General features: G+C 56.0%; 14 protein-coding genes. 6 read left to right on the top strand and 8 right to left on the bottom strand.

The features are described 5' to 3' along the window. The first annotated feature begins 45 nt into the window (after positions 1 to 45). Both serB and B2R17_RS02645 read left to right on the top strand, forming a co-directional pair. A complete protein-coding gene (serB, locus tag B2R17_RS02650) occupies positions 46 to 1,314 on the top strand; it encodes a phosphoserine phosphatase SerB (RefSeq protein ID WP_037252062.1) in 1,269 nt (422 codons plus the stop codon). Positions 1,315 to 1,375: 61 nt separating this feature from the next. After that, positions 1,376 to 5,338, top strand: a complete 3,963-nt coding sequence (locus tag B2R17_RS02645; RefSeq protein WP_286762733.1) for a hydantoinase B/oxoprolinase family protein — start codon at positions 1,376 to 1,378, stop codon at positions 5,336 to 5,338. A gap of 21 nt (positions 5,339 to 5,359) precedes the next feature. On the opposite strand, the gene B2R17_RS02640 is transcribed toward B2R17_RS02645, so the two are convergent. The 3 genes from B2R17_RS02640 to nrdR all read right to left on the bottom strand — a co-directional run bounded on the left by B2R17_RS02640 (position 5,360) and on the right by nrdR (position 12,031). Continuing rightward, positions 5,360 to 10,153 (bottom strand): PQQ-binding-like beta-propeller repeat protein, encoded by a 4,794-nt coding sequence (locus tag B2R17_RS02640; RefSeq protein ID WP_286762732.1) that lies wholly within the window; start codon positions 10,151 to 10,153, stop codon positions 5,360 to 5,362. Positions 10,154 to 10,358: 205 nt separating this feature from the next. After that, on the bottom strand, positions 10,359 to 11,561 hold the full coding sequence (locus B2R17_RS02635; RefSeq protein ID WP_286762731.1) for an FtsX-like permease family protein: 1,203 nt from the start codon (positions 11,559 to 11,561) through the stop codon (positions 10,359 to 10,361). Further along, positions 11,561 to 12,031 (bottom strand): transcriptional regulator NrdR, encoded by a 471-nt coding sequence (nrdR, locus tag B2R17_RS02630; RefSeq protein WP_008662509.1) that lies wholly within the window; start codon positions 12,029 to 12,031, stop codon positions 11,561 to 11,563. The genes B2R17_RS02635 and nrdR overlap by 1 nt, the downstream gene beginning before the upstream one ends. 326 nt (positions 12,032 to 12,357) lie before the next feature. Here nrdR and B2R17_RS02625 point away from each other — a divergent pair, with 326 nt between their 5' ends. Continuing rightward, entirely contained in the window at positions 12,358 to 13,026 is a 669-nt protein-coding gene (locus tag B2R17_RS02625) for a PH domain-containing protein (protein WP_286762730.1), read from the top strand. A gap of 2 nt (positions 13,027 to 13,028) precedes the next feature. After that, the gene (locus B2R17_RS02620; RefSeq protein ID WP_008662506.1) at positions 13,029 to 13,418 is read left to right on the top strand and encodes a DUF4339 domain-containing protein; all 390 of its coding nucleotides are present in this window, start codon (positions 13,029 to 13,031) and stop codon (positions 13,416 to 13,418) included. Between the two features lie 113 nt (positions 13,419 to 13,531). On the opposite strand, the gene B2R17_RS02615 is transcribed toward B2R17_RS02620, so the two are convergent. The 3 genes from B2R17_RS02615 to B2R17_RS02605 form a co-directional block, all read right to left on the bottom strand. Next, the gene (locus B2R17_RS02615) at positions 13,532 to 14,734 is read right to left on the bottom strand and encodes a hypothetical protein (RefSeq protein ID WP_286762729.1); all 1,203 of its coding nucleotides are present in this window, start codon (positions 14,732 to 14,734) and stop codon (positions 13,532 to 13,534) included. A gap of 115 nt (positions 14,735 to 14,849) precedes the next feature. Beyond that, positions 14,850 to 16,625: a pilus assembly protein N-terminal domain-containing protein gene (locus tag B2R17_RS02610; RefSeq protein ID WP_286762728.1), complete on the bottom strand. Its 1,776-nt coding sequence runs from the start codon at positions 16,623 to 16,625 to the stop codon at positions 14,850 to 14,852. Between the two features lie 328 nt (positions 16,626 to 16,953). Beyond that, on the bottom strand, positions 16,954 to 17,781 hold the full coding sequence (locus B2R17_RS02605) for an RNA methyltransferase (RefSeq protein WP_286762727.1): 828 nt from the start codon (positions 17,779 to 17,781) through the stop codon (positions 16,954 to 16,956). On the opposite strand from B2R17_RS02605, the gene B2R17_RS02600 reads away from it, so the two are divergent. Together B2R17_RS02600 and B2R17_RS02595 are read left to right on the top strand one after the other, a co-directional pair. Further along, on the top strand, positions 17,780 to 19,042 hold the full coding sequence (locus B2R17_RS02600; protein WP_286762726.1) for an N-acetyltransferase: 1,263 nt from the start codon (positions 17,780 to 17,782) through the stop codon (positions 19,040 to 19,042). The two genes, B2R17_RS02605 and B2R17_RS02600, sit on opposite strands and share 2 nt — an antisense overlap. Further along, entirely contained in the window at positions 19,039 to 21,141 is a 2,103-nt protein-coding gene (locus B2R17_RS02595) for an ATP-dependent DNA helicase (RefSeq protein ID WP_008662497.1), read from the top strand. Before B2R17_RS02600 ends, B2R17_RS02595 begins: the two co-directional genes overlap by 4 nt. Before the next feature lie 15 nt (positions 21,142 to 21,156). Here B2R17_RS02595 and B2R17_RS02590 read toward each other — a convergent pair whose 3' ends face one another. Beyond that, the gene (locus tag B2R17_RS02590) at positions 21,157 to 21,396 is read right to left on the bottom strand and encodes a hypothetical protein (protein ID WP_286762725.1); all 240 of its coding nucleotides are present in this window, start codon (positions 21,394 to 21,396) and stop codon (positions 21,157 to 21,159) included. Between the two features lie 40 nt (positions 21,397 to 21,436). Further along, positions 21,437 to 22,114, bottom strand: a complete 678-nt coding sequence (locus B2R17_RS02585; RefSeq protein ID WP_286762724.1) for a hypothetical protein — start codon at positions 22,112 to 22,114, stop codon at positions 21,437 to 21,439. Between the last annotated feature and the right edge of the window lie 261 nt (positions 22,115 to 22,375).

Raw genomic sequence — 22,375 nt, 5'->3', positions numbered from 1 at the left:
GTGCCAGTCACCACGAACGCTCCTAAGCCAACCCCCACCGCTGTTGTGAACGATTCCATTTTGCCATCCCCGCTCGGAACCTCTTCCCTTCCAACGCGTCCGCCCACAATCGTTTTGCTGCGATTCACCGGCGACGATTGCCCGGGTTTGACTGCGTCCATCTCGGAACGATTGCATCGTTTCAATTGCCGAGTCATCGACGTCAATCAAGCCGTGATTCACCGATCACTGTTACTTGGAATGCTGGTCCAGATCCCTGGCACCGAAGATCCCGAACGCCTGATGCGAAAGATGCGGCGAAAGAGTCGCAAACTCGGTCTGAAATGCAAAGCCAAAATCGTTTGCGATCCGGACTATGACGCATGGGTGAAACGGCAAGGCAAATCACGTTTCATTCTCACACTGCTTTCACGGTCCGTCACCGCGGAACAGTTTGCTGCAGTCAGCCGGTTAGTCTCCGACCAAGGTCTGAACATCGACGTGATCACGCGATTGTCAGGTCGCCCCGAACGCGAACCAGGTGACGAACTGACACGTGCCTGCGTGGAGTTCTCGTTGCGTGGTGATCCCACTGATGCAAACGCTCTTAAAGCCAGCCTGCTGGAACTATCAAATCGGTTGAATTTGGATCTGGCATGGCAACGTGATGACGCCTTCCGTCGCAACCGTCGCATCGTCGCGCTCGACATGGATTCGACGCTACTACAAGCCGAGGTGATTGACGAACTGGCAAAAGAAGCCGGTGCTGGAGAAAAGGTCAGTGCGATCACCGAAGCGGCGATGCGAGGTGAGATCGACTTTGACGAGTCGCTTCGCCAACGAGTGCAGTCGCTCGAAGGATTGCCCGAGAGCGTTCTTCCAAAAGTCGCTGAGCGGTTGCAGCTGACCGAAGGTGCCGAGCGTTTGCTTTCGAACCTGCGTCGCTTTGGATACACGACCGCGATCTTGAGTGGTGGCTTCACCTACTTTGGTGAACACCTTCAGAAGTTGCTGGGCATCGACCATGTGCACGCCAATCAACTCGAGATCGTCGATGGAAAGCTGACCGGCCGAGTCCTCGGCCCCATCGTCAATGCCGAACGCAAAGCTTTGCTGCTCGAACAACTCGCCGCGAACGAAGGCGTCGATCGCAAACAGATGATCGCGATCGGTGACGGTGCAAATGACCTGCCCATGCTCTCCCGCGCCGGTTTGGGGATCGCCTTTCACGCCAAACCGATCGTGCGTGAATCAGCCGAACATCGCATGTCCACGTTGGGGCTGGACGCTGTTCTCTATCTGCTTGGCGTCAGAGACCGCGATTTGGTTGAGTGACAGCGCGGTCGCCATCGCTGACATGTTGATGACCAGCTTTTCAAACTCCAATTGACACTCCATGTACACCGAACAGATTGAAGTCTGGGTTGATGTCGGCGGCACCTTCACCGATTGCCTCGTTCAACAAACCGATTCAAACGGACATCGCCAACGCGACGCCATCAAAGTTCTCAGCAGCGGATTGGTGTCGGTTCGAGTCCTGGACCACAGCGACAACTTCACTCAGGTCGAAGTCGAGCTCCCACCCGCGTTTGCCATCGACGCTTTCTGGGAAACCGCCAAGCTCCGCGAGCAAGCTGGATCGACGGTGCGAGGTGAATCGTTCACCGTATTAAGTTGCCGACGACAAAGTTCCGGCAAGGTTCAGTTGCAACTGGACGGACCAGCGACCCAACTTCGCCGCGATCAAAACTGGGTGTTGGATGCCGGGATCGAATCGCCGATTTTGGCGACGCGAGTCTTGCTGTCGTGCCCGTTGTCGCAACCGCTTCCATCGCTATCGGTTCGCATGGGAACCACGCGAGGCACCAACGCGTTGCTCACACGCAACGGCGCGCCCACGGCACTGTTGATCACGGAAGGGTTCGCGGATCTTCTCTCCATCGGGACTCAAGACCGACCAGACCTGTTTGCGCTCGACATCGTGAAGCCCCAACCCTTGGCATCTCAAGTGCTGGAGATTCGCGGCCGACTGAACGCGAGCGGCGAAGAGCTGATTCCCGTTGATGAATCGCACTTGCGTTCATCTTTGTTGGAACTCAAAGCCAGCGGCCCCGAAAAAGTGGTGCTGGCGATTTGCTTGCTGCATGCCCATCGCAATGACGCCCACGAGCGAATCGTCCAGCAAATTGCCCGCGAGGTCGGTTTCGACGACGTCATTTGCTCGACCGAGGTGGCGTCGCTTCCACGAATCGTGCCGCGAGCCGAGACGACGACGCTGGATGCCTACTTGCTGCCCATACTCGAATCCTATGTTGCAAGAGTCTGGGAGCAATTTGGTGGCGAAACGACCTGTCATCTAAGATGGATGACCAGCGGCGGCAATCTTGTCGCCTCAGCCGGTTTCCGAGGCAAAGACAGCGTGCTGTCCGGCCCCGCCGGTGGTGTCGTTGCACTTGGTGAAGTTGCCAAACAGTGCGGTGTTTCCGGTGCCGTTGGATTGGACATGGGCGGCACCAGCACCGATGTCAGTCGTTTTGAAGGCTCGGTCGGACGACGACAAGAGAGCATGATCGGCGGCATCCGTGTGCTGACTCCGATGATGGACATTCACACGATCGCATCCGGCGGCGGCTCCATCTGTGCCATCCGCGACGGACGGCTGACGGTCGGCCCTGACAGTGCCGGAGCCTTCCCGGGCCCAGCCTGCTACGGCCACGGCGGCCCGCTGACGGTCACCGATGTCAATGTCTTGTTGGGTCGACTGCCGACCGATCGCTTCCCATTCCCATTGGATTTGGTGGCCGCTCAAACGGCACTGCAACAAACGCATCAACAGCTGGCAACCGACAGCACGCTTTCACCAGAACAACTCGCCGACGGTTTTCTGCAATTGGCAATCACGCAAATGGCCGAAGCGGTCCGGGTCGTCACGACCGCCGCCGGTAGTGATGCAAGACGAATGGCGTTGGTCGGATTTGGAGGCGCCGCGGGTGGTCACCTTTGCCAAATCGCTGACTCGCTAGAGATAACTCATGTGATCGACCATCCCGATTCGGGTTTGTTGTCGGCGGTCGGAATGGGTGCCGCGTCGATCGGCCGTATCGCGACCGAATCAGTGCAACTCACCGTCGCCCACTCAATTCCGGATGCCGCTGATACGACAACACGAACGTTCATTTCCGAGCAGATCCCGGCGCTGCAATCAGCCGCGAATCGGACACTCGACCAATGTGATCAACAACTTCGGCAAGAAGAAAACACCCCGCAGAACACTTCTCTGCAAGTCGTGCATCAATGCGACGCGAGACCACTGGGGACGCAGTCAACATTGACGATCGATTTGTTTCCGCTGGAGACACTTCCCGATCGTTTTGACGCGAAGCATCAGTCCACGTTTGGTTACGTCAGGTCATCCATGCCCATCGAAGTCGTGGCCGTCCGCTGCGAAGCGACGATCGAGCGAAATCAAAACTCAAACGAGGCGGCACCCGAAACCTCAGCGAATTCCACTAAGACGGCCTCCACACCCGCGAAACCGGAAGCAATTTCGATGTGGGTTCAGGGAGCCTATCGGAAAGTTGATCTATGGGACCGAGAGTCGATCTTCACAGGTCAGGAAATATCTGGACCATCGGTCGTGGCAGGCCCTTATTCTGTTTTGGTCGTCGAACCAGGTTGGGTGGCGACGATGTCCAGCGACGGGATTTTAGAAATCCGCAAAGAGTCCGCTCTTTCAGCTGAATCAAACTCGTCGGCGCTCGGCACGGAACAGCTGGACGACACCATCGCGATGGAAATCGCGGCGAGAAGAGTGCAGGGCATCGCCGAAGCGATGGGCGAAGTCATTCGCCGCACCAGTGTCAGCGTCAACGTCAAAGAGCGTCGCGATTACAGTTGCGCTGTGTTCCTGGGCGATGGATCTTTGGTTGCCAACGCACCACACGTGCCCGTGCATTTGGGTGCGATGAGCCACACGGTGCGCAGCCTAATTTCGGACTACCCGGAAATGTCTCCGGGCGATTCCTACATCAGCAATGATCCCTACGCCGGTGGTTCGCATTTACCGGATATCACCGTCGTGACTCCTGTCTTTTGTGATGACGACACAACCACTTCGTCACGTCCAAAGCATTGGCCCTGCGACTTCTTCGTCGCGTCGCGATGCCATCACGCTGAAATCGGTGGCATGGTCCCAGGATCGATGGCACCCGCGGCCACCTGTCTCGCAGAAGAAGGCGTCGTCCTGCACAACGAGTGTTTGGTTCGTAACGGGCAATCTCATCATGCTCACATTCGCAAACTACTTGGCAGTGCAACGTATCCTTCGCGAAATGTGGATGAGAACATGGCTGACATCGCGGCGGCGGAAGCGGCAGGGCAGGCCGGTGCGAATCGAATTCAAACGCTGGCAGGCTCGATGACCAAGACGCGTTTAACGCAACTGCTGAAACAGCTCCTGCATGTCGCTGGTGAAGCAACCGCTGCCTGGATCGAAACCCTGGGAACCGCGCCGCGAAACTTTGAAGATTCACTCGACGACGGAACGCCGATCCGAGTCTCAATGCAACCGGACCAATCCACCGGTCGCTTGCGAATTGATTTTGCGGGCACCGGCCCCGTGCACGCCAACGGATTCAATGCCACTCCATCCATCGTGACCGCAGCCGTGCTGTACGTGCTCCGCTGTGTCGTGCCGGGTGAATTGCCTCTTTGCGATGGAGTGCTCAAACGAATCGAGCTGATCATCCCGAACGGATTGCTGTCGCCTCCTGCCGGTTCAACACCGGAAACCAGCCCCGCGGTGGTCGCAGGAAATGTCGAAACCAGCAATCGCGTGGTGGATGTGCTGCTGGGAGCACTGGGCGTCGCGGCCGCATCTCAAGGCACGATGAACAACCTGCTGCTCGGCGACTCAACCTTTGGCTACTACGAAACCATCGGCGGCGGAGCCGGTGCGACGGCAAATGCATCGGGTGCGGACGCGGTCCACACACACATGACCAACACCCGAATCACCGACCCTGAAATTTTGGAGTCACGATTACCGGTTCGCCTCTGGCGTTTTGCGATCCGTCGTGGCAGTGGTGGAGCAGGGCAGAACCGAGGCGGTGACGGAATGATTCGTGAAATGGAATTCCTTCGCCCGTTGACGCTTTCGCTCATCACCTCGCGACGAACCACGCGCGCGTACGGAATGCACGGTGGAGAATCTGGTCGATCGGGACGTCAAACCTTGGTGCATCAGTCTCAGCGGACGGAGCTTCCTTTCGCGACCAGCCAAGAAGTTGATGCGGGCGATCGGTTGATCATGGAAACTCCCGGCGGCGGTGGTTATGGCAAAGAACCATCCGCCGAATGACTTGAGTTCCCTTGAATTAGATCACTCCGGCACTACCTCTTTTGTCCTGTCCAACTCATCGACTTCATCCGTTTTGGGATCCGCTTCAGAATCCACATCGTCGTCGGACCCTTCTTCCTTGAACGTATAAGTCAGCAGCTCCAATTGAATCTCAGCCAACATCGTGTTGCGATGCGGAATCAATTTCACCCGACTTTCGATGACGTTCGTGTTGCTGCTTGTTTCTTTGCGATCGATTTCATGCAGCGTTTCGCCATCAACCGTGCTGATTCCCATCACATCCATTTGCCGACGCCGCACGCCGTTGCCCGGAACGGTCAGGTGAGCTCGCACGAGGAGTAACATCGGCGTGACCCAAGGTTGCTCCACGGTGCAACCCCAAGCATCATCGAATGAACGACTCCAACGAATCGATCCATCCACCGTCGAGATCGCGTGCATCGCGGTGATTGGTTGGACCGTCGCCCCACCCGAGACAGACACCGAACGCAACGACGCAAGGTCGCGACTCGGTTTACGATGCCGTGGCAGAACCACCATTTGATCTTGAAGGGACATCACGGAAACGCCGTACAAACCCTTCCGAGCCGGCACCATCACGTCAGAAATTTCGCGTCCCGACAACAAGTCCCAAATCGTTGTTCGTCCAGTGTGATCCAGCAACGTGAAGTAGCGTCCGTCGGTCATCTCGGCATAGGCCGAGGCCTCGTTGACATTTTGACTATCCGCGACCCGAAAAAGCACGGTTTCTCCCGAGTTCATGTCGATCAGCTCAACCAGTTGAGGATCGTGCATCTCTTTGGCAGCCTCATAGCTCGCTCTCAACTCTTCACTCGCATCGGATGGTGCGTCAGCTTCTCGATTCACTCGAGTCACAGTCAGCACGTGCGATCCAAGTGACGAGATCACCGATCCAATCGCTCGTTTTTGAATTCCTAACAATCCGCCGTCGTGAATGTCATAGCTTTCAATTTGATTCTGCGACTTGCTGACAACCAACACTCGACCTTCGGCATGAACGACCGCGTTCCCAACGGCTTCGGTTGGTGTTCGCCAACGTTCTTCGCCGGAAACTGCATCCAGACAAATCAGTTCGGTGCCTTGCAACAAGAACAATCGATCGCCCAAAACGGGCCCAAGAATCAACTGTGCCTCACCATTGTCGGCGGTCGCTGAGACCATCATGTTTCGATAGATCTGATTGCCGAATGGTGTCGCGGCGCTTCGACGTTTGGCAACTGGTTGGCCGTCAGTGCCGAGAGTTCGCCTCCATCGAATGGCTTCTTCACCGTTCGCTCCCAATGTTCGGAACAAATCGACTGCGATCAGCTCCGATTGAGTCAACAACAGCAGCAATCCACCGCTGTAGGTCAACTCGTTGCCGAGTGATCGCATTCCCGAAAAACCTTCGAGGGGAACCGAGCGGTGAATGCCGTACGGGTTGATCAATGCCAACGAGTTCATGTTGTCACTCATCGCATTCCATCCACGAAGCTGGCGTCCCATCAAATGAGTCGACTTCGCGTAGCGTCGATCGTTCATCATCATGCCCCGGGACCGTGGCATTCTCATCGACTGCCATTCCAAGTCGACTTCGCGAGGCCATTGTTCGCCCATGTCATAGTCACGCCCTCGGATGGGATTGGCTTGCAGAGCATCTTCAATGAAAGTGTCCGCTCCGACGGGCTCGGTGTCGCCCAAACGTTGAGCGAGTAGATCCCCAACAACCGATCGATCGAGATTCCATGCTTCTTTGCTATACAGCTTCGCGAGCATCAACAAACGATCGTTGCTCAACGACTGCAACGCGTCATCGGTCGTCATCGTATCGGCCCAAATCAGACGCTCGGCCATTAAACCGTCTTCCATTAGCAACGCACGGGCCGCCATGTCCCGGCGCAAACCGTTGGTCGCCGCCACGACGGGCGAAAAATGTTGGAGCGTCCGCATCAGCGCCGTTCCGTCCATGTTCCCACGTGCTGAAACCAGTGACTCGACCTTGCCGGTCATGTCAGCCAACTCATCTTCCGAAGCGGTGGACACCAACTGTGCCACGCGAGCACTGATCCAATCGTCAACGGTGAACTGTCGCGCCGCGTTAGGAAAGACCGCGTCCATGTCACGATTGAGCGTCGGATGTCGCAGGACCAGTTCCGACAAATCCAGCAGCAACTCCAACGCCTTGGGATGATCAATTGCATCCGCCGATTGATCGACGGCGCCTTTGATTTGCAGAACCAACAACTCGGCCCGCTGTTCTGGTTGATCAATAAGTTTCATCAAAGCGTCCAAATCGACGCTGGAATCGCTTGGGTTTTGGCGGAGGCTGCCGAGCATCGCTTCCACCGACAACATGATCACTTCATCGTTGTCGGGATCCAATTCGCGAGCCTTTCGAAGCAACTCGAGTGCCCGAGGTCGCTGTTCCTGCTCGATCAGCAATTCCGCTTTTCGAACGAGAGCAAAGAAGTTCTCGGGGTCCTTCTGCAATAGAGCATCCACGCGTGGTTGCAAAGAACGCTCGCCATAGGCAACCGCCACCATCGTCGCGGATTGCGAGATCAATTCGCCGTCGATCGCAATCAAGTTCCCCAAAGGAAAACGCACCGTTCGTCGCTGCAAAACCTCTCCATTTTTCAGCGAGATTTCAATCAGCTCATCGGTTGTCGTGGGCAGGTAGTAGCGATCCGTTCCAAATACCCCGCGGCCCGAGATCCTTTGGCCGGGTCGAACCAAAGTTGGTGGCGTGGACCAAACTTCCGATCCATCGTTCAACGAACACGCTGACACTTCGTCGGCACCAACGACGAAGAACATGTCATCTTGGACACCGGCAACGTAAGCCAATCGGATGCGGTTCTTCGGAGTGAAGCGATTGCGTCCAGACAAGACATCGAGAACTTGCAATCGATCGCATTCGATCGGAGTCAGCACCACCGAAGTGCCCTTTGCGATCGCCAACGAGTGCGTCCAACGACGACTGAGCTGATTCGCCGACACGCGAGTGTTGGGACGGTAGATGCTATGAACAAACTCTTGGCTTCGCGGGATTTGGTTGCCCCAACGAATCGTTCGGTCAACCAGATTGATTGCGACAGTGGCACCGGCTCCGGTCGGACAGATCAACAACCCATCGTGATAGGTTGGCATGGCTCCGGCAACGCGGCGAACCGGATCAGAACCGATCCCACCGGACTCCACCGCAACCAAGACTTGTTGCCATTGGACGGAGCCGTCGGCCGGATCCAAGCACAATAGAACGACTTCACCAGCAATCTCGGCGATCACATAGAGATCACCGCGAAACGGAAGTGGCGGCCCCAGGAAAAAGGCTTCGGACAATTCCGACGGAATGGATTCCGATTTGCCGACTCGCCAAAGAATCTTGCCCTGTGTTTCCAGGTCCAATGCCACCAACGTGTTCGCCAACGACGACATCCCGCGGCTCGCAATGGGACTGAACCGCTCGATCTCAATCTTGCCCAGATCGTCGACCATGAAGACTCGGCGGCCATCGCTCGATATTTGGCCAAACGGAACATCGTTCCAAACACGCTGAACGAGGATATCAACCGGGTCTTCTTCCTCTTCCATCGGGTCCGTCAGGTCGGGCGACAAAGCGGTCTCGGAAGTACTGAACCACGGGTATTGCCAGACACGTTTTCCGGTTCGGAAATCGACCCCCAGCAATCGCTGAGTTGTTCGCATCAACAACTGATCGCCCACCTGCAACGGAGTCCAAGAGGGCGGTGGCAATTGCCCGGTGGCTTTGAGCTGCTGTGTCTTCTCCTGAATCATTCGTTCCTGGCGTGGGCTGGCGGACGACTCCACCATCCAACGCGGGTTGCTCAGCGGCATTTGACCGGAGCCCGAACCGTTGCGATCCACGCTGCCACCCAGCAAGGGATAGTTCTCGGCCAACGATTCAGCGGTGACCAAGTCGGATTCGCTTTTCGCCCGAATGAATTCTTTCCAAGCGACTTCGTCGGCTTCGCCCTTCGGGAACATCGACGTGAATGATTCGGGATACTTTCGCGGCGAGGGAATCATGCGGTCCGACCGAGCACACGCGATGGCATGCAAGATCACCACGGACTCACCCACTTGATCAACGATGCGTTGCTCGCTGACCAAATCATCCAGTAGCAACGAACACGCCAACGGATTGCCAAGCGTCCACTCACGGACCGCCAACAAAACCGAAGCCTTGTATCCCGCTTCGGTATGGAACGTTTCTCGTCGCACGCGTTCGACGGTTTTCCAGTCGCGTTTTGGGCCGGCTTCTTCCAGCAGTTTGGCCGCCAACGGCCCGTAGCGAAGCTGGTAGATTTCCAAACCTTCTTTTGGAAGCTCACCGATCAGATCACGGACATGTTCCAACAAGCTAGCTGGCAACCGACTTTGCAGCCGTGCCAACGCCTCCGCTTGTTCCGTCTCGTCCTCGATCGGCTGCCCATTGCGATCCAACATGCCGCGTTGATCACTGAGCGGTCGTCCACGCTGATCTTGATCTTCATCATCAGCCCCGGTGATCGGATAGTAATAGTCCTGCATCGTTTCGGAGGAAGGGTTGTCACCAGATCGAAGCAACAAGTTCCCCAAACGCACCACCGCGTCGCTGTAGCGTTTCTCATTGATCGCTTCCTCGGCGTCGCGAATGATTTGCCGCATGCTTCGCGGTGGGGGCAGAAACTCCGCATCACCCATCTGCATCCGCGAATCGAACAACCCTTGGGCGTGAGCGTTTTTCGATGGAAGCGACATCGCGAAAAACATTGCGGCAACGGTCACGGCCGCGATTGTCAATCGAGTCATCCAGGAGACCTTGGCATCGAAACGAAGATTGGCGTGGAAATTCACTACTCAGACCAATTGAAAACAAGCTATCGAACAAACGCACGTCGCCCGCGGGGGACACGAAATCGCGACCTCATTGTATCGCCCCACGATCCTCACAAACCAGTGTGATCTTCCGCCGAACTGGGGCTGACGGAACTGGCCGACCGAATCTCTCGCCGCATCAGAAAAGGCTGGCCGGATCCGCCCGAACGAGCTTCCGCAGGGCCAATAATCCGCTAATCAGGCACATGAGCGTCGTCAGAATCAACACGGACCCGGCGCGTGCGACCGTCAACGCCATCGGTAAACCGGTCAACGATTCGAGCATTCGAAACAGCAGCAAAGCGATCAGGACAGCGGGAATGAATCCCAGAACCGACAAATACACCGATTGTCGAACCACCAACCCGACGAAAAATCGATTGGGGTATCCCATCGCCTTCAGCGTGGCGTACTCCGACATCGCGTCCTGCAAATTGGTGAACAGGATTTGGTAGCAAATGATGATTCCAACCGCGAATCCCATCAGAGTGCCGATCAGAAAGATCATTCCAACCGGCGTTTGCTCGCTCCAAAACGTCTGCTCTCGATCGCGAATTTGTTGCCGCGTCAGGACTTGCCACTGACCGGCGGCCATTGCCGTCAATCGCTCAGCCGCTTCTTCTGGCGAGGCGCCGTCCTGCAAACGAATCAAACCCAGGTCAACTGTTTCGAGTGGTTTGCCGTAGCCGCGTCGGGGAAAATAGTTTGCAAACGATGACTCGGCGATCAGCAACGACCCTTCATTGGCAAAGTCGGTTCCCAAGGTGAATGAACCCACCAGTTCGATCGATTGGTTCGACAACTCGATTCGCTGATCCGCTGGATTCCCCGAATCGTCGAACTGAAACCCGTATTCAGACCGGGTTTTGCGATCGACCAGCGCCGTATCTCGTTGCCGCAAGGCATCGCGACTCTCGTTCAGCCCAGCGATATTCAACCAGGGTCGTGATGTATCGCTCGAACCCGGGGAATAAAGACTAGTGTCGGGGACCGAAATCACCCGAATCGGTCGCGATGGACTGCCTTCGACTCGCACGCGTGCCATCGTTCGCTCGATCAACAACGCTTGCACGTCCGTCACCGCCGGATCCGCTTTGACTCGGCGAAGCAAGGAACGCGGGAACCTTTCGTCGACCGGCAACATGTAGCGAGCGGGACTGATTGCGACCAACTCGCAATCGACCACTTCGATCAGTCGCACGGGACTGTCCAGCAACGCGTTGCGAAAACCGTTTTGAGTGAACATCAGCACGGCGGCAAACCCCACTCCCGCAGCAGCCACGCACAATCGCGCGGGATTGCCGATCAGATTTTTCCAGGCAAGTGGGGTGCGTGGACTCATCAGCGATCCTCTGTTTCAGCGTCACGCTGAAGGTTGGAAACGATCTGCAAGAAATCCTTCGCGTCGTCAAAGTCTCGGTAAACGCTCGCAAATCGAATGTAAGCGACTTCGTCCAGCGTCGCGAGTTTTCGCAACACGACTTCGCCAATCGTCGCGGTGGGGATTTCCATGTCAAATTCAGCGTAAATCGCTTCTTCGATTTTTTGGACGGTCTTTTCGATCTCGTCGCTGGTGACAGCACGTTTCGAACACGCTCGCTCGATCCCACGCTTGATTTTTTCGCGATCAAACGGCTCCCGGGTTTCGTCGCTTTTGACCACTCGAACGTTCAACGCATCGATTTGCTCCAGCGTGGTAAAACGACGCTGACACGTTTGGCACAGCCGCTTTCGACGAACCACGTACCCAGCCTCGGCCGTCCGCGAATCTTGGACTTTGTCGTTATCGGAATGACAGAACGGGCAACGCATTTGCAGTCAAATTCAATGTAGAAAATTCACCCGATTTTCAAACACTCTGCCCCGGTGCACTGGGCAAGCATGATTCACGAGTCTTTCGAAGGTGTGCTATGATCGTCCAGAACGTCTTCGGATGCGAGGTGTCTGGTCTGACATTCACTGACCGAGCCATCACGGTGTCGCGCCCCAGAACGCGGTGATTTCGGCCAAGTAGGACAACGGTTTCGGCTCAGAACAATTGTTTGGTTCTGCGACGACTTACCAGCACTGGCACGATTTTTGGATTGAAACCGCTCGTGAACCAACCCTCGAATTGAATCAACAGGAACGACTCAACGATGACTGACCCGGCCAACCCAACAGACGAAAACGCAACCCCCACCACTCCCGCTCAAACGGAGTCGGTTCCCGATCCGCTTTCCTCGGCGGCATCGTCCACCCCGGCTCCTGATTCGCGGCAAGCGGCGAGCACTCCTAAAGAAAGGTTCATGGACGAAATCACGAAGAAGCGATCACTGGATGATCACGAAGAAGAAGAGACACTTTGGGAAGGTGGCTACAGCCCCAAAGCAATGATTGGTTCTTGGATCGGATTGGCCATCCTCAGCGTTGTCATTCTGGTCGCGGCCGGATTCATCGAGCAACTCACATTCGGCATCGCTTTGATCGTGATCGCAGTTCTTTGGATCATGGTGGGATTGAACTACGCCGCTAAACGGCTGGGTGTGCAGTACGAACTGACCAGCCAACGATTCATTCACAAGACTGGAATCCTGACTCGCCGCACCGATCGAATTGAAGTGATCGACATCAGCGATGTAAGCTACGAACAGGGCCCGATCCAGCGAATGTTCAAGGTCGGTTCAATCTCCATCATCAGCACCGACAAGAGCGATCCCGAGCTGGAGTTGGTTGGGATCAACAACGTCGGTGAAGTGGCCGGTTTGATCGATGACATTCGACGTGCCGAACGACGACGGCGCAGCATCCATATCGAGCAAAATTAAGCATGTCCGTTTGGTTTGTTCAGAAAGGCGATGAACAACTCGGTCCGTACAAGCCCGCCGAATTGTTGGCATTGGTGCGAGACGGATCGGTCGTCGCGGAAACCAGGATTCGTAAAGACGATTCCAACTGGTTCTCGGCATCAGAGGTCGGCGGATTGTTTGAAGCCGCACGACGACCATCGATTGAACATTACTGCCCCCAGTGCAATGTTCGCGTGAGCCAACCGCCCACGATCTGCCCCGAGTGCGGCAAAGACTTGGACCGCACCAAGACCCGCATCATCGAACACAGCATCGGACAATCCAAACGCTCGTCCGACACGCCATCAGCCGGCCCCAGTGACTCCGCCAAACGTTGGCTTCAGAAGAAGATCCGACGAGACAAAAAATAATGCCACCGATGAGATCCGTTTGCGGTCTCGTCGATGGCATTGAATTGTCTTTGATTGCGGCTAAGTCATGACCGCTCTCTTTCAAAAGCGATCATGGATGTCGCGTGACAGGATCAGTACTTCAGTTCTGCACCGAAGGTCAGGCCGATGAAGAACACATCGTCGTCGGCGATCAACGAGCGGCCGAAGGTTGGCGTGACGGTGGCCGAGCTGATTTGCTCTTCGGATGTGGCCACTCCAGTCAGGTACCAAGCTTCAAAGCCTCCGCGGACGGCCATCAGCTCTCCAACTTGATAGCGGACACCGGTTCCGAATTCGAACATGCCGCTCAGCTCTGTCGATTCTTCTGCGCCATTTGCGAGGATGTCGGTTTCGTTGCGAACCAACACGCTCGATTCGGCGATGTTAAGGAATCCACCCGCACGAGCTCGAACGTAGCTCGACGAGAATCGTCCGATTGGGTTGTAGATATCCGCTCCGACCTGCAAACCAATCATGCGGTTGGCAGCGTTGTTACGAAGCAGGCCAGTGTTGGCACCGTTAACGGTTGAGTAGTTGAAGTCTTCTTCAAAGTCGATGTAGCGTCCACCGATCAACAACTTCGCCACGTCCCAGGCCATCATCGTTCGGTTCATCTCAACCGACCAGAACCGGGATTCATAAATTTGACGTTGAGCGTCGGCTTCATCGGCTGCGTCGAAACCGAACGTCCCAAGTGTGCCTGGTTGCAGTGGATCTTCGATCAACAGTGTCGACAGACCATCGACCGCTGCGACTGACACATCCGATTCCCAGTCCAAGACTCCGGTGAAGCCCACTTCGAAACCGTTGACGCAGTCAGGAACGACGCCAACGGTGATTCGTGGAGCCCATTCGAAATCCAAATCGTCGAGAGCAAAGTCGCGAGCAACGGTGAAGTTGTCGATGCCTTCGCGACGCATGAACAACGCTTCGACGCTGGCATAACGATAAGGGTCGCATGTGGGACATGCCATTCCGCCGCCGAATCCAGCCGAACCACAAGCTCCACCGCACTGCGTTCCGCAACTGCCACACGATTGAGCTTGGCCGAGGCCATGATGCCCAACCTGAGCGACTTCGTTGCCAAAGGAGGACGACGAAGCGTTCATGGCCGATTGCATCGCACCGAGATCCCAGCCACCGGCTGCAGGATCAGAGGCTTGCACGACACGAAACGCTTGGCCATCGTGCATCATCGTGTTGCTAGATGATGGGCCGCCGAATTGCTGAGCATGCGTGTTAGCGTTGCCCAAACCCGACCAAGCCAAACCAACCGCGGCAAGGGTGCCGAACATTCGTGCGGCGAATCGTGGAAACCAGTTGTTGTTCATAATTGAACCTCAGGACGAACAAAGCGGCACGGTGACCGACGGTGGCTGGGTAGTGGTAGGTTGACGAACGTGACAGGGACTAACGAAGGATCAGTTGATCTTCAACTGGCACCAAGTAAGTCTTTCGAATCAAACGAACGATTTCTTTCGCGTCGCGGGAATCATCGCATTCACCTTGAACGATGATGCGATCACCTTGACGCGAGATTTGCACCGACGCGGTGCGATATTTTTGTTCGATCAGCTCCATCAAAGAGCTTTCTTGTTGGCTCTCGCCACCACGAACTTTGCTGGGTGATGCGATATGCAGTTCGTAAATTTCACGAACCGATTCTGCGTCGCCGGCCATTTTCTGCTGCACCAACACGCGAGTCTTGCCAGGGCGAACCCCGATCAATCGCAAGTGACGCGAGGTGCTGCCGATGACTCGAGCAATCGAATCGTCTTCGACTTGAACCGCTTCAATGACGCCGTCCACTGTCAGCGAAGTGACATCGTTTGCGTTGCATTGAATGGTGTCTTCGATTGGCAATGCCCGTTCCGAGGTGGTAACCGGTGTCGGACGCTGAAACTCACCGCGATGACTTGCCAGTGCGGCGGGAACGATCCGTGCGGCACTGACTCGAGATCCGTTGGAAGCCGATGCGGCTCGCTTCGCAACCGCAACCATCGGTGGTGCTTCGACAGCAACCGCGGCACGATGCCGAACAGGAGCGTTCTGCATGCGTTCGGAATCAACTCGTTCCAACTGCGTTGGCGAGTCAATCTTCACTGGCAAATGACGCTGTTGTTGAACGATCATTTCCGACGGCGTTTTGATTTGCACCGGCTTTGGCAGCCGCGGCAAAGTCGATTCAACCGTGGGTTCTTCCACTGGCGGAGCGATCTTGGTCGGCACTGCGATCTTCATCGGCTCAGGCATCGAGACCGATTCATCAGCGGCGACGCTCTCGCTCGTTTCATCTGAGTCAGAAAAACTCAGCGAAATTGAATCGCCTTCATCACTCAACGAATCCGTCGCGTCATTGAGCGAAAACTCAATCGGTTCTGACTCTTCAGCGGTTACAGCAACCGGTTCTTCGACGGCTGCAACGTCGACGACTTCCGCTTCGGCTGGCTGTGGTGCGACTGGCTCTTGCACGGCAGGTGCGAGAACCATGGCTTCTTCAGCGACAACACTTTGCTCGATGACGGGCGTTGGCTGGCTAGCAATCTTGGGTTGCTGCCACTGCACATCTGTTTGGTCGGCGTCGTAATCCGTTGAGATGGATTGATTCGCTTGGACATCGGTCGAGACATGAGCAGGTGTCAACTCGACGATGCCGCTTGATTCAGCTCGATCGTAATCCGGTTGAGCGTGTGGATTGATTCTCGGCACAGGAGTCCGGGCTGGCTCCACGACCAACGGTGTCTGCTGCGTCGCGGGAGCACCAATCGGAAGCAAACCAACCGCGGTGCCAATCGACTTCAGCTTGATCTCCGACAGTGTTTGCTCAGAAGTCTGGCGAATCGGATACAACACCGTTGTTCCGCCCGACACAGCATCGCCCTGAGTTTGGATCAGGTTCACATTGCTCGCGGCAGTCTTGCCGGCGGCGGTCGATGAAACCGCGGCTTGAGAAGCAGGTCGTTCTACGAACGGGTTGTTCTGAATCGTCCCGGACACCAAGCGAATGGGTGGCAATTTCGCGGCTGCCGCTTCGTCCGCCAACGCCGTGTTACCGGCAACTTGGCTCGCGGCAATGCAACCACCCCAAACAAAAGCTTGGGTCAACCAACGAGCCAGCCTTTCGCGTTTGCGGCAGCTGCTCAATCGATTCGAGCCCGTCGGGTTCATTGTCTTGCCAATCAGCATGGCGGATCCTTACGCTCACGATCTTTTAGGATCATGTACCCCCCCGGCACATTTTCCGCGTCGATGGCCAAGGGAATTTATCCACCGGACCTCCGAACACCCTCTGTATCGTCGTCGGGTGGTTCCGGCATTAACGATTTTGCCAGATCGAACGTTTGGTTCTGCTGGATCGGTCTTGACATAGATACAGCTTGGACCAGCCAGGACCACTCCGTTGAGCGGAAACGCTCAGCCACCAGCGAGGCGATATGCGTTCAGCACGCGCATATATCAGCCACAACGGTGTTTCACGAACGGCATTGCTCAGCCATCTCGCTCGGCTGATTCGTTAGCCGTTGCTTCGCTGTCGAACCGCTTCGAAAGCCACAATTGCGGCGCTGACGGACACGTTCAAGCTGTCGACGTGACCAGCCATCGGCAACGCGACCGGATCGATGGAGTCACCCGCCCAGCGGTCCGCCAATCCATCCGCTTCGCTGCCCAACACCACCGCCACCTTTCCTCGCAAATCCGAATCGAAGAGAGGTCGCGAGCCTTCCACGCGCATCGCTGTCACGCGGTAGCCATGTGTTTTCAGAAACGCCTCGATCTGCAGTTCGCTCCCCGACGCCGATGGAACGGTGAACACGGCTCCCAACGATCCTCGAATCGCGTTGGGATTGAATCGATCCGACGGACAATCCGACAACAAGACCGCCGAAACGCCCGCCGCATCCGCCGAACGAAACACTGCCCCTAAATTGCCAGGTTTTTCAACTCGATCCAGCACCAAGATCAGCCCGTCGTTCCAGGACGAACGATCCAATAGCTGCTCCAGCGAATCGTCTGGTGCCACAAACTCCGCCACACATCGATCCGTCGAAGCCGTGTACGCAATCTTGCGAAACACTTCGGCGGTGACCCAGCGATGCACACCGGCATCAATCGCGTGCTGCCTCCCAACGGCCTGCTCGGGCATGTCCGGCGGGCCGGAGGTTTCCGATGATTTCGGTTCGATCTCGTAGAACGCCGCCAGCTTCAACCCGGCCTCGATCGCCCGCAGCGATTCACGCGGACCATCGACCAAAACGACTCCCGCGGCACGTCGTTTTCGAGAACGGCGCAGCGAGACGATTCGGCGGACGGCGGCATTTTGCAGGCTTCGTATGGTTTCCATGGGGCAACACTTTTGCACATTCGCTTCGATGGGAGAACCAACCCGAGTCTGCTATCTTCTAACGTTTGCAAAACAGCTTCTCTGCTACCAACCCCTGAACGCTCGAATGTCCGAAAATGTGTTGTGCCAACCCGTTTCCGGACGCCAGGACCAAAAGGCATTTCTCGATCTCGAAAAACGCCTCTACCGCGACGACCCCAACTGGGTGCCGCCTCTGTGGAGCGAACGGGTCAAATTGGTCGGATTCAAGCACCACCCATTTTACGATGACGCGGAAGGCCAAACCTTCCTCGTTAGACGTGGCGATCGAGTCGTCGGCCGGGTGTTGGCGGTCGTCAATCACGCCCACAATCGCTATCACGAAGAAACCCGTGGGTTCTTTGGCTTCTTCGAATGCGAGGACGATGAAGAGGCCGCCATTGAACTTCTCAACACCGCGGGGAACTGGTTGAAAGAACGCGGGATGACCGGTGTTCGCGGCCCGGTTCACCCCAGCCTGAACTACGAGGTCGGGTTGCTGGTCGATGGCTTCGACACGCCGCCGACTTTTCTGATTCCATACAACCACCCGTATTACGAACGCCTGATTCAGGCTGCCGGATTTGAGAAGTCGCAAGATCTCTACAGTTACGAAGCTTCGATCGACATCCTTGAAACGCTCGACCCGAAACTATTGTTTGTCATCGAGGAATCAACTCGGCGTTTCAACGCGGTGTGCCGCTCGATCGATCCGAAGAACTTCAACGCAGACGTCCGCGTATTCCTGGACATCTACAACCAATCCTTGCAGCGAACTTGGGGCTACGTCCCGATGAGCGAAGCGGAAGTCGACGATCAAAGCAAAGGGCTAAAGAACCTGCTGCTTCCTAAACTCACCAGCATCGCCGAGATCGATGGCAAACCCGTCGGCGCCGGATTTGGCCTGCTCGACTACAACCCTTTGATCAAAAAGATCAATGGAAAGCTCTTCCCATTCGGTTGGCTGAAACTCTTGATGGGACGGAAGAAACTCAAGCGTCTCCGTTTGGTCAGCGCCAATGTGTTGCCCGAATACCAAAAGTGGGGCCTTGGCTTGGTCACGCTCTACAAGATCTTGCCCGAAGCGATCAAATTTGGAATCGAGATGGGTGAGTTCTCTTGGGTACTCGAGAGCAACCAACTTTCGCGAGGTACGATCGAGCGAGGTGGTGCATCCCGAAGCAAAACCCACCGCATTTACGATCGATCGCTGACACCGGATTCAGAACAGGCTTCCACGTGAGCGAACCACTCTCGATCGATTCGATTCTGGGTCCCGGCGGCAGCATCAGCCGTCGACTACCCCGCTACGAACCCCGCGAACAACAACTGGAGATGGCTCGTTCGGTCTCTTCGGCGTTGACCGACCGCGAACACTTGGTCGTCGAAGCGGGCACGGGTACCGGAAAAAGCTTCGCGTATCTGGCGGCCGCGATCCTTCACGCGACGTCGGATCAAACCGAACCCGGAACCAAAAAGCCAAAGCGTTCGACAGACGACGCCGACGACCGAATCGGCCCGGCCAGTGATCGAGACAAAGACCCCGATCGCCCCAAACGCGTTCTGATCTCGACGCACACGATCAGCCTGCAAGAACAGCTGATTGGCAAGGACATCCCGCTGCTCAACAGCGTGATCCCGCGGGAGTTTTCCGCTGTGCTGGTGAAGGGCCGAAACAACTACCTTTCGCTAAGGCGAATGGGACGAGCGGTTGAAAAATCGGTGTCGTTGATGGCCAACGATTTCCAAATGCAACAGCTTCGCGAGATCCGAAAGTGGTCCGACAACACGCCGGACGGGTCACTATCAACGCTGCCGATCAAACCCGATGGTCAAGTCTGGGACGAGGTCCGCAGCGACACGGGCAATTGCCTTCGCAACAAATGCCCGAACTTCAAGGACTGCTTTTACTTCCAAGCCCGGCGCCGAGCCCAAAACGCACAACTGTTGATCGTCAATCACGCGATGCTGTTCACCGACATCGCGATGCGTCGGCAGGGCGTTTCGCTGCTGCCCGACTACGACGCGATCATCCTCGACGAATGCCACACGATTGAATCCGTCGCGGGGGATCACCTTGGTATTCGGCTGACCAGCGGCCAATTTGACTACCTGTTCGATCGTCTTTACAACGACCGCCAGCAAAAGGGTTTGCTCGTCGCTCACGAGCTGGAAGCCTTGCAAAAAATGGTCGACCGATGCCGATTCGCGGCCAGCGAAATGTTTGCCGGTGTGCTGGATTGGATGCAAGAATCACGTTCACGCAACGGTCGCGTGCATCACCCCGAAGTCGTGCCCAATCCGCTCAGCGAACCGATGGAGATCCTCGCTCGACGGCTGCGAGCTCATGCGGACGGACAAGACAACGACTCCGATCGGCAAGACTTCCAATCCGCTCACGATCGACTTCTCGCCTTGGCCGGCGGCTTGCGTGAATGGCTCGACCAATCGCTCAAACAAGAATCGGTCTATTGGGTTGAGACCTCCGGCAGTCGTCGCGGAATGGACCGAGTCTCCCTGTCCGCTTCACCAATCGACATCGGCCAAACGCTTCGCGAAGAAGTCTTTCAGAACGAAGAAATCGGCTCGGTCATCATGACCAGTGCCACGCTCGCGACCGGTGAGCAGGACAAATTCAAATTCTTCCGCAGTCGTGTGGGTCTGACGACTGGCCGCTCACTCCAAGTCGGCAGCCCGTTCGACTACGAGAAACAGGCCAAACTGATCATCGTCCGTGGACTGCCCGATCCCTCTGCGAAACGAGACGAATTCGAAGCCGCACTTCCCCAGCAAATCAAACGCTTCGTTGGCCACACCGATGGTCACGCGTTTGTGCTCTTCACGAGCTATTCGTTGCTTCGCAAATGTGCCGAAGCGATCACACCGTGGTGCATCGAACGCGACCTGCATTTGTACAGCCAAGCGGGCGATCAAAACCGAACGCAACTGCTCGATTCCTTTCGCAAAGATCCACGTGGCGTGCTGCTTGGAACCGACAGTTTTTGGCAGGGAGTCGACGTTCCTGGCGACGCTCTCACCAACGTCGTGATCACGAAATTGCCGTTCTCCGTTCCCGACCATCCACTACTCGAAGCACGACTCGAAACCATCCGTGCTCGCGGCGGTCACCCATTCCCTGACTACCAATTGCCCGAAGCCGTGATCAAATTCCGGCAAGGCTTTGGGCGTCTGATCCGCACCCGCGATGATTCGGGGATGGTCGTGGTTCTGGACCCTCGAATTCGATCCAAACCTTACGGCCGACTTTTCCTCAGCGCGCTTCCACCACTGCCATGCCACGACGTCGGCACAGTCCCGCGTCAAAAAACAAAGAAGCAGTGAGCAAGTGGTGTTCGTCTATCGGAATACCGCCGAAATCGCAATAAAAAAGGGCACGAGCACAGCACCAATCACAATTCCGTTCACAAGGCCAAAACGCCCTCGCAATCCGACATTGATTGCTGCGCCGGCTAGCGATAACGTGATTGGAATCCCGATCAACGGATACGGACGAAGAAGTGAGTAGAAGTGTATTGCCAATGCGGCAAAAAAAGTTGCAGCGAGAAGGCGAGCGATCGTCGTGGTTCGAATGTCCATGTTCACGACTCAAGTGCAATCACAACAAGAATGATCCCGGTCATTTTTCGCGACGCGGATTGGTCTCGATCAAGTCAATCGATCGCAGCACCTTGCTAGAACCAAGCCGCTGCATCCGACCGAGGTCATCCGCCATCATACCGGCATCAATGGACGGCGGCACTAAGTTGGCATCCGCGTCTGAACGAGATGCTGACTCACTGGCAGGATTGGAATGTCGTTGGGAAAGACCGGCTGTGGCACGGTCGGGTTGTGTCGCGGACGACAACGACGATTCAGCGGGTTTGAGCTCCAAGAGAATCCAGTTCCGGTGCACCGATGTATCGAAGGAGTCGGGTCTTGAGTGCGAAGCGTTGTCGTTCAGCGGCAGAAGCACCCGCCATCTGTTTTGATGCATGTCAATGCGACTCGGAAACAGGATCGCATCTGCTTTACCACCTCTTCGGTACAGATCGATTGCCCATCCAGTCTCGCCGAGCAGCAACTGATAATCCAAACGGCGTTCGCCACCTCTTGTATCGACGAGGCGGATTGAATTCTTATCGACAACAACCGTTTCAATGATCGTTGGATTGGTATGCGACTTTCCATTCCTTTCAGAGGAAGCAACTTCCCACTGGCCGATCACCCCATCCCGAAATTCGCGAATGGGTGACTCGGCATGTAGTCTCGTTGCTGCGACCGCCAAGAATGCAATCGCGATGAATTTCAAAACCATGGGTGACCTCCGTGTAATGACACTGCCGATTCAATGGATTCATTTTCAGTTCGCCGAACGCCCCGCGTCGCCTGGGCCGTACGTTGGCTATTCCTTCGAACCCAAAAGTACCACAACCAATCGCAAACGGAGAGATATATTTCTGGGTTTCGAGCCGACGACATCAGTCTTCCGACGTCAAATTTCGATGTAATATCCAATGAAGCTTTCCATTGACTTCCCTGTCTCAACTGGCGTTTCCCAATGCGGCTCTTCGCTCTT

It is taken from the genome of Rhodopirellula sp. UBA1907 (assembly GCF_002337565.1).
GTDB classification, from domain to species: domain Bacteria; phylum Planctomycetota; class Planctomycetia; order Pirellulales; family Pirellulaceae; genus Rhodopirellula; species Rhodopirellula europaea.
The sequence above is the reverse complement of the archived record's forward strand: the minus strand, read 5'-3'. Positions and strand labels throughout refer to the sequence as shown.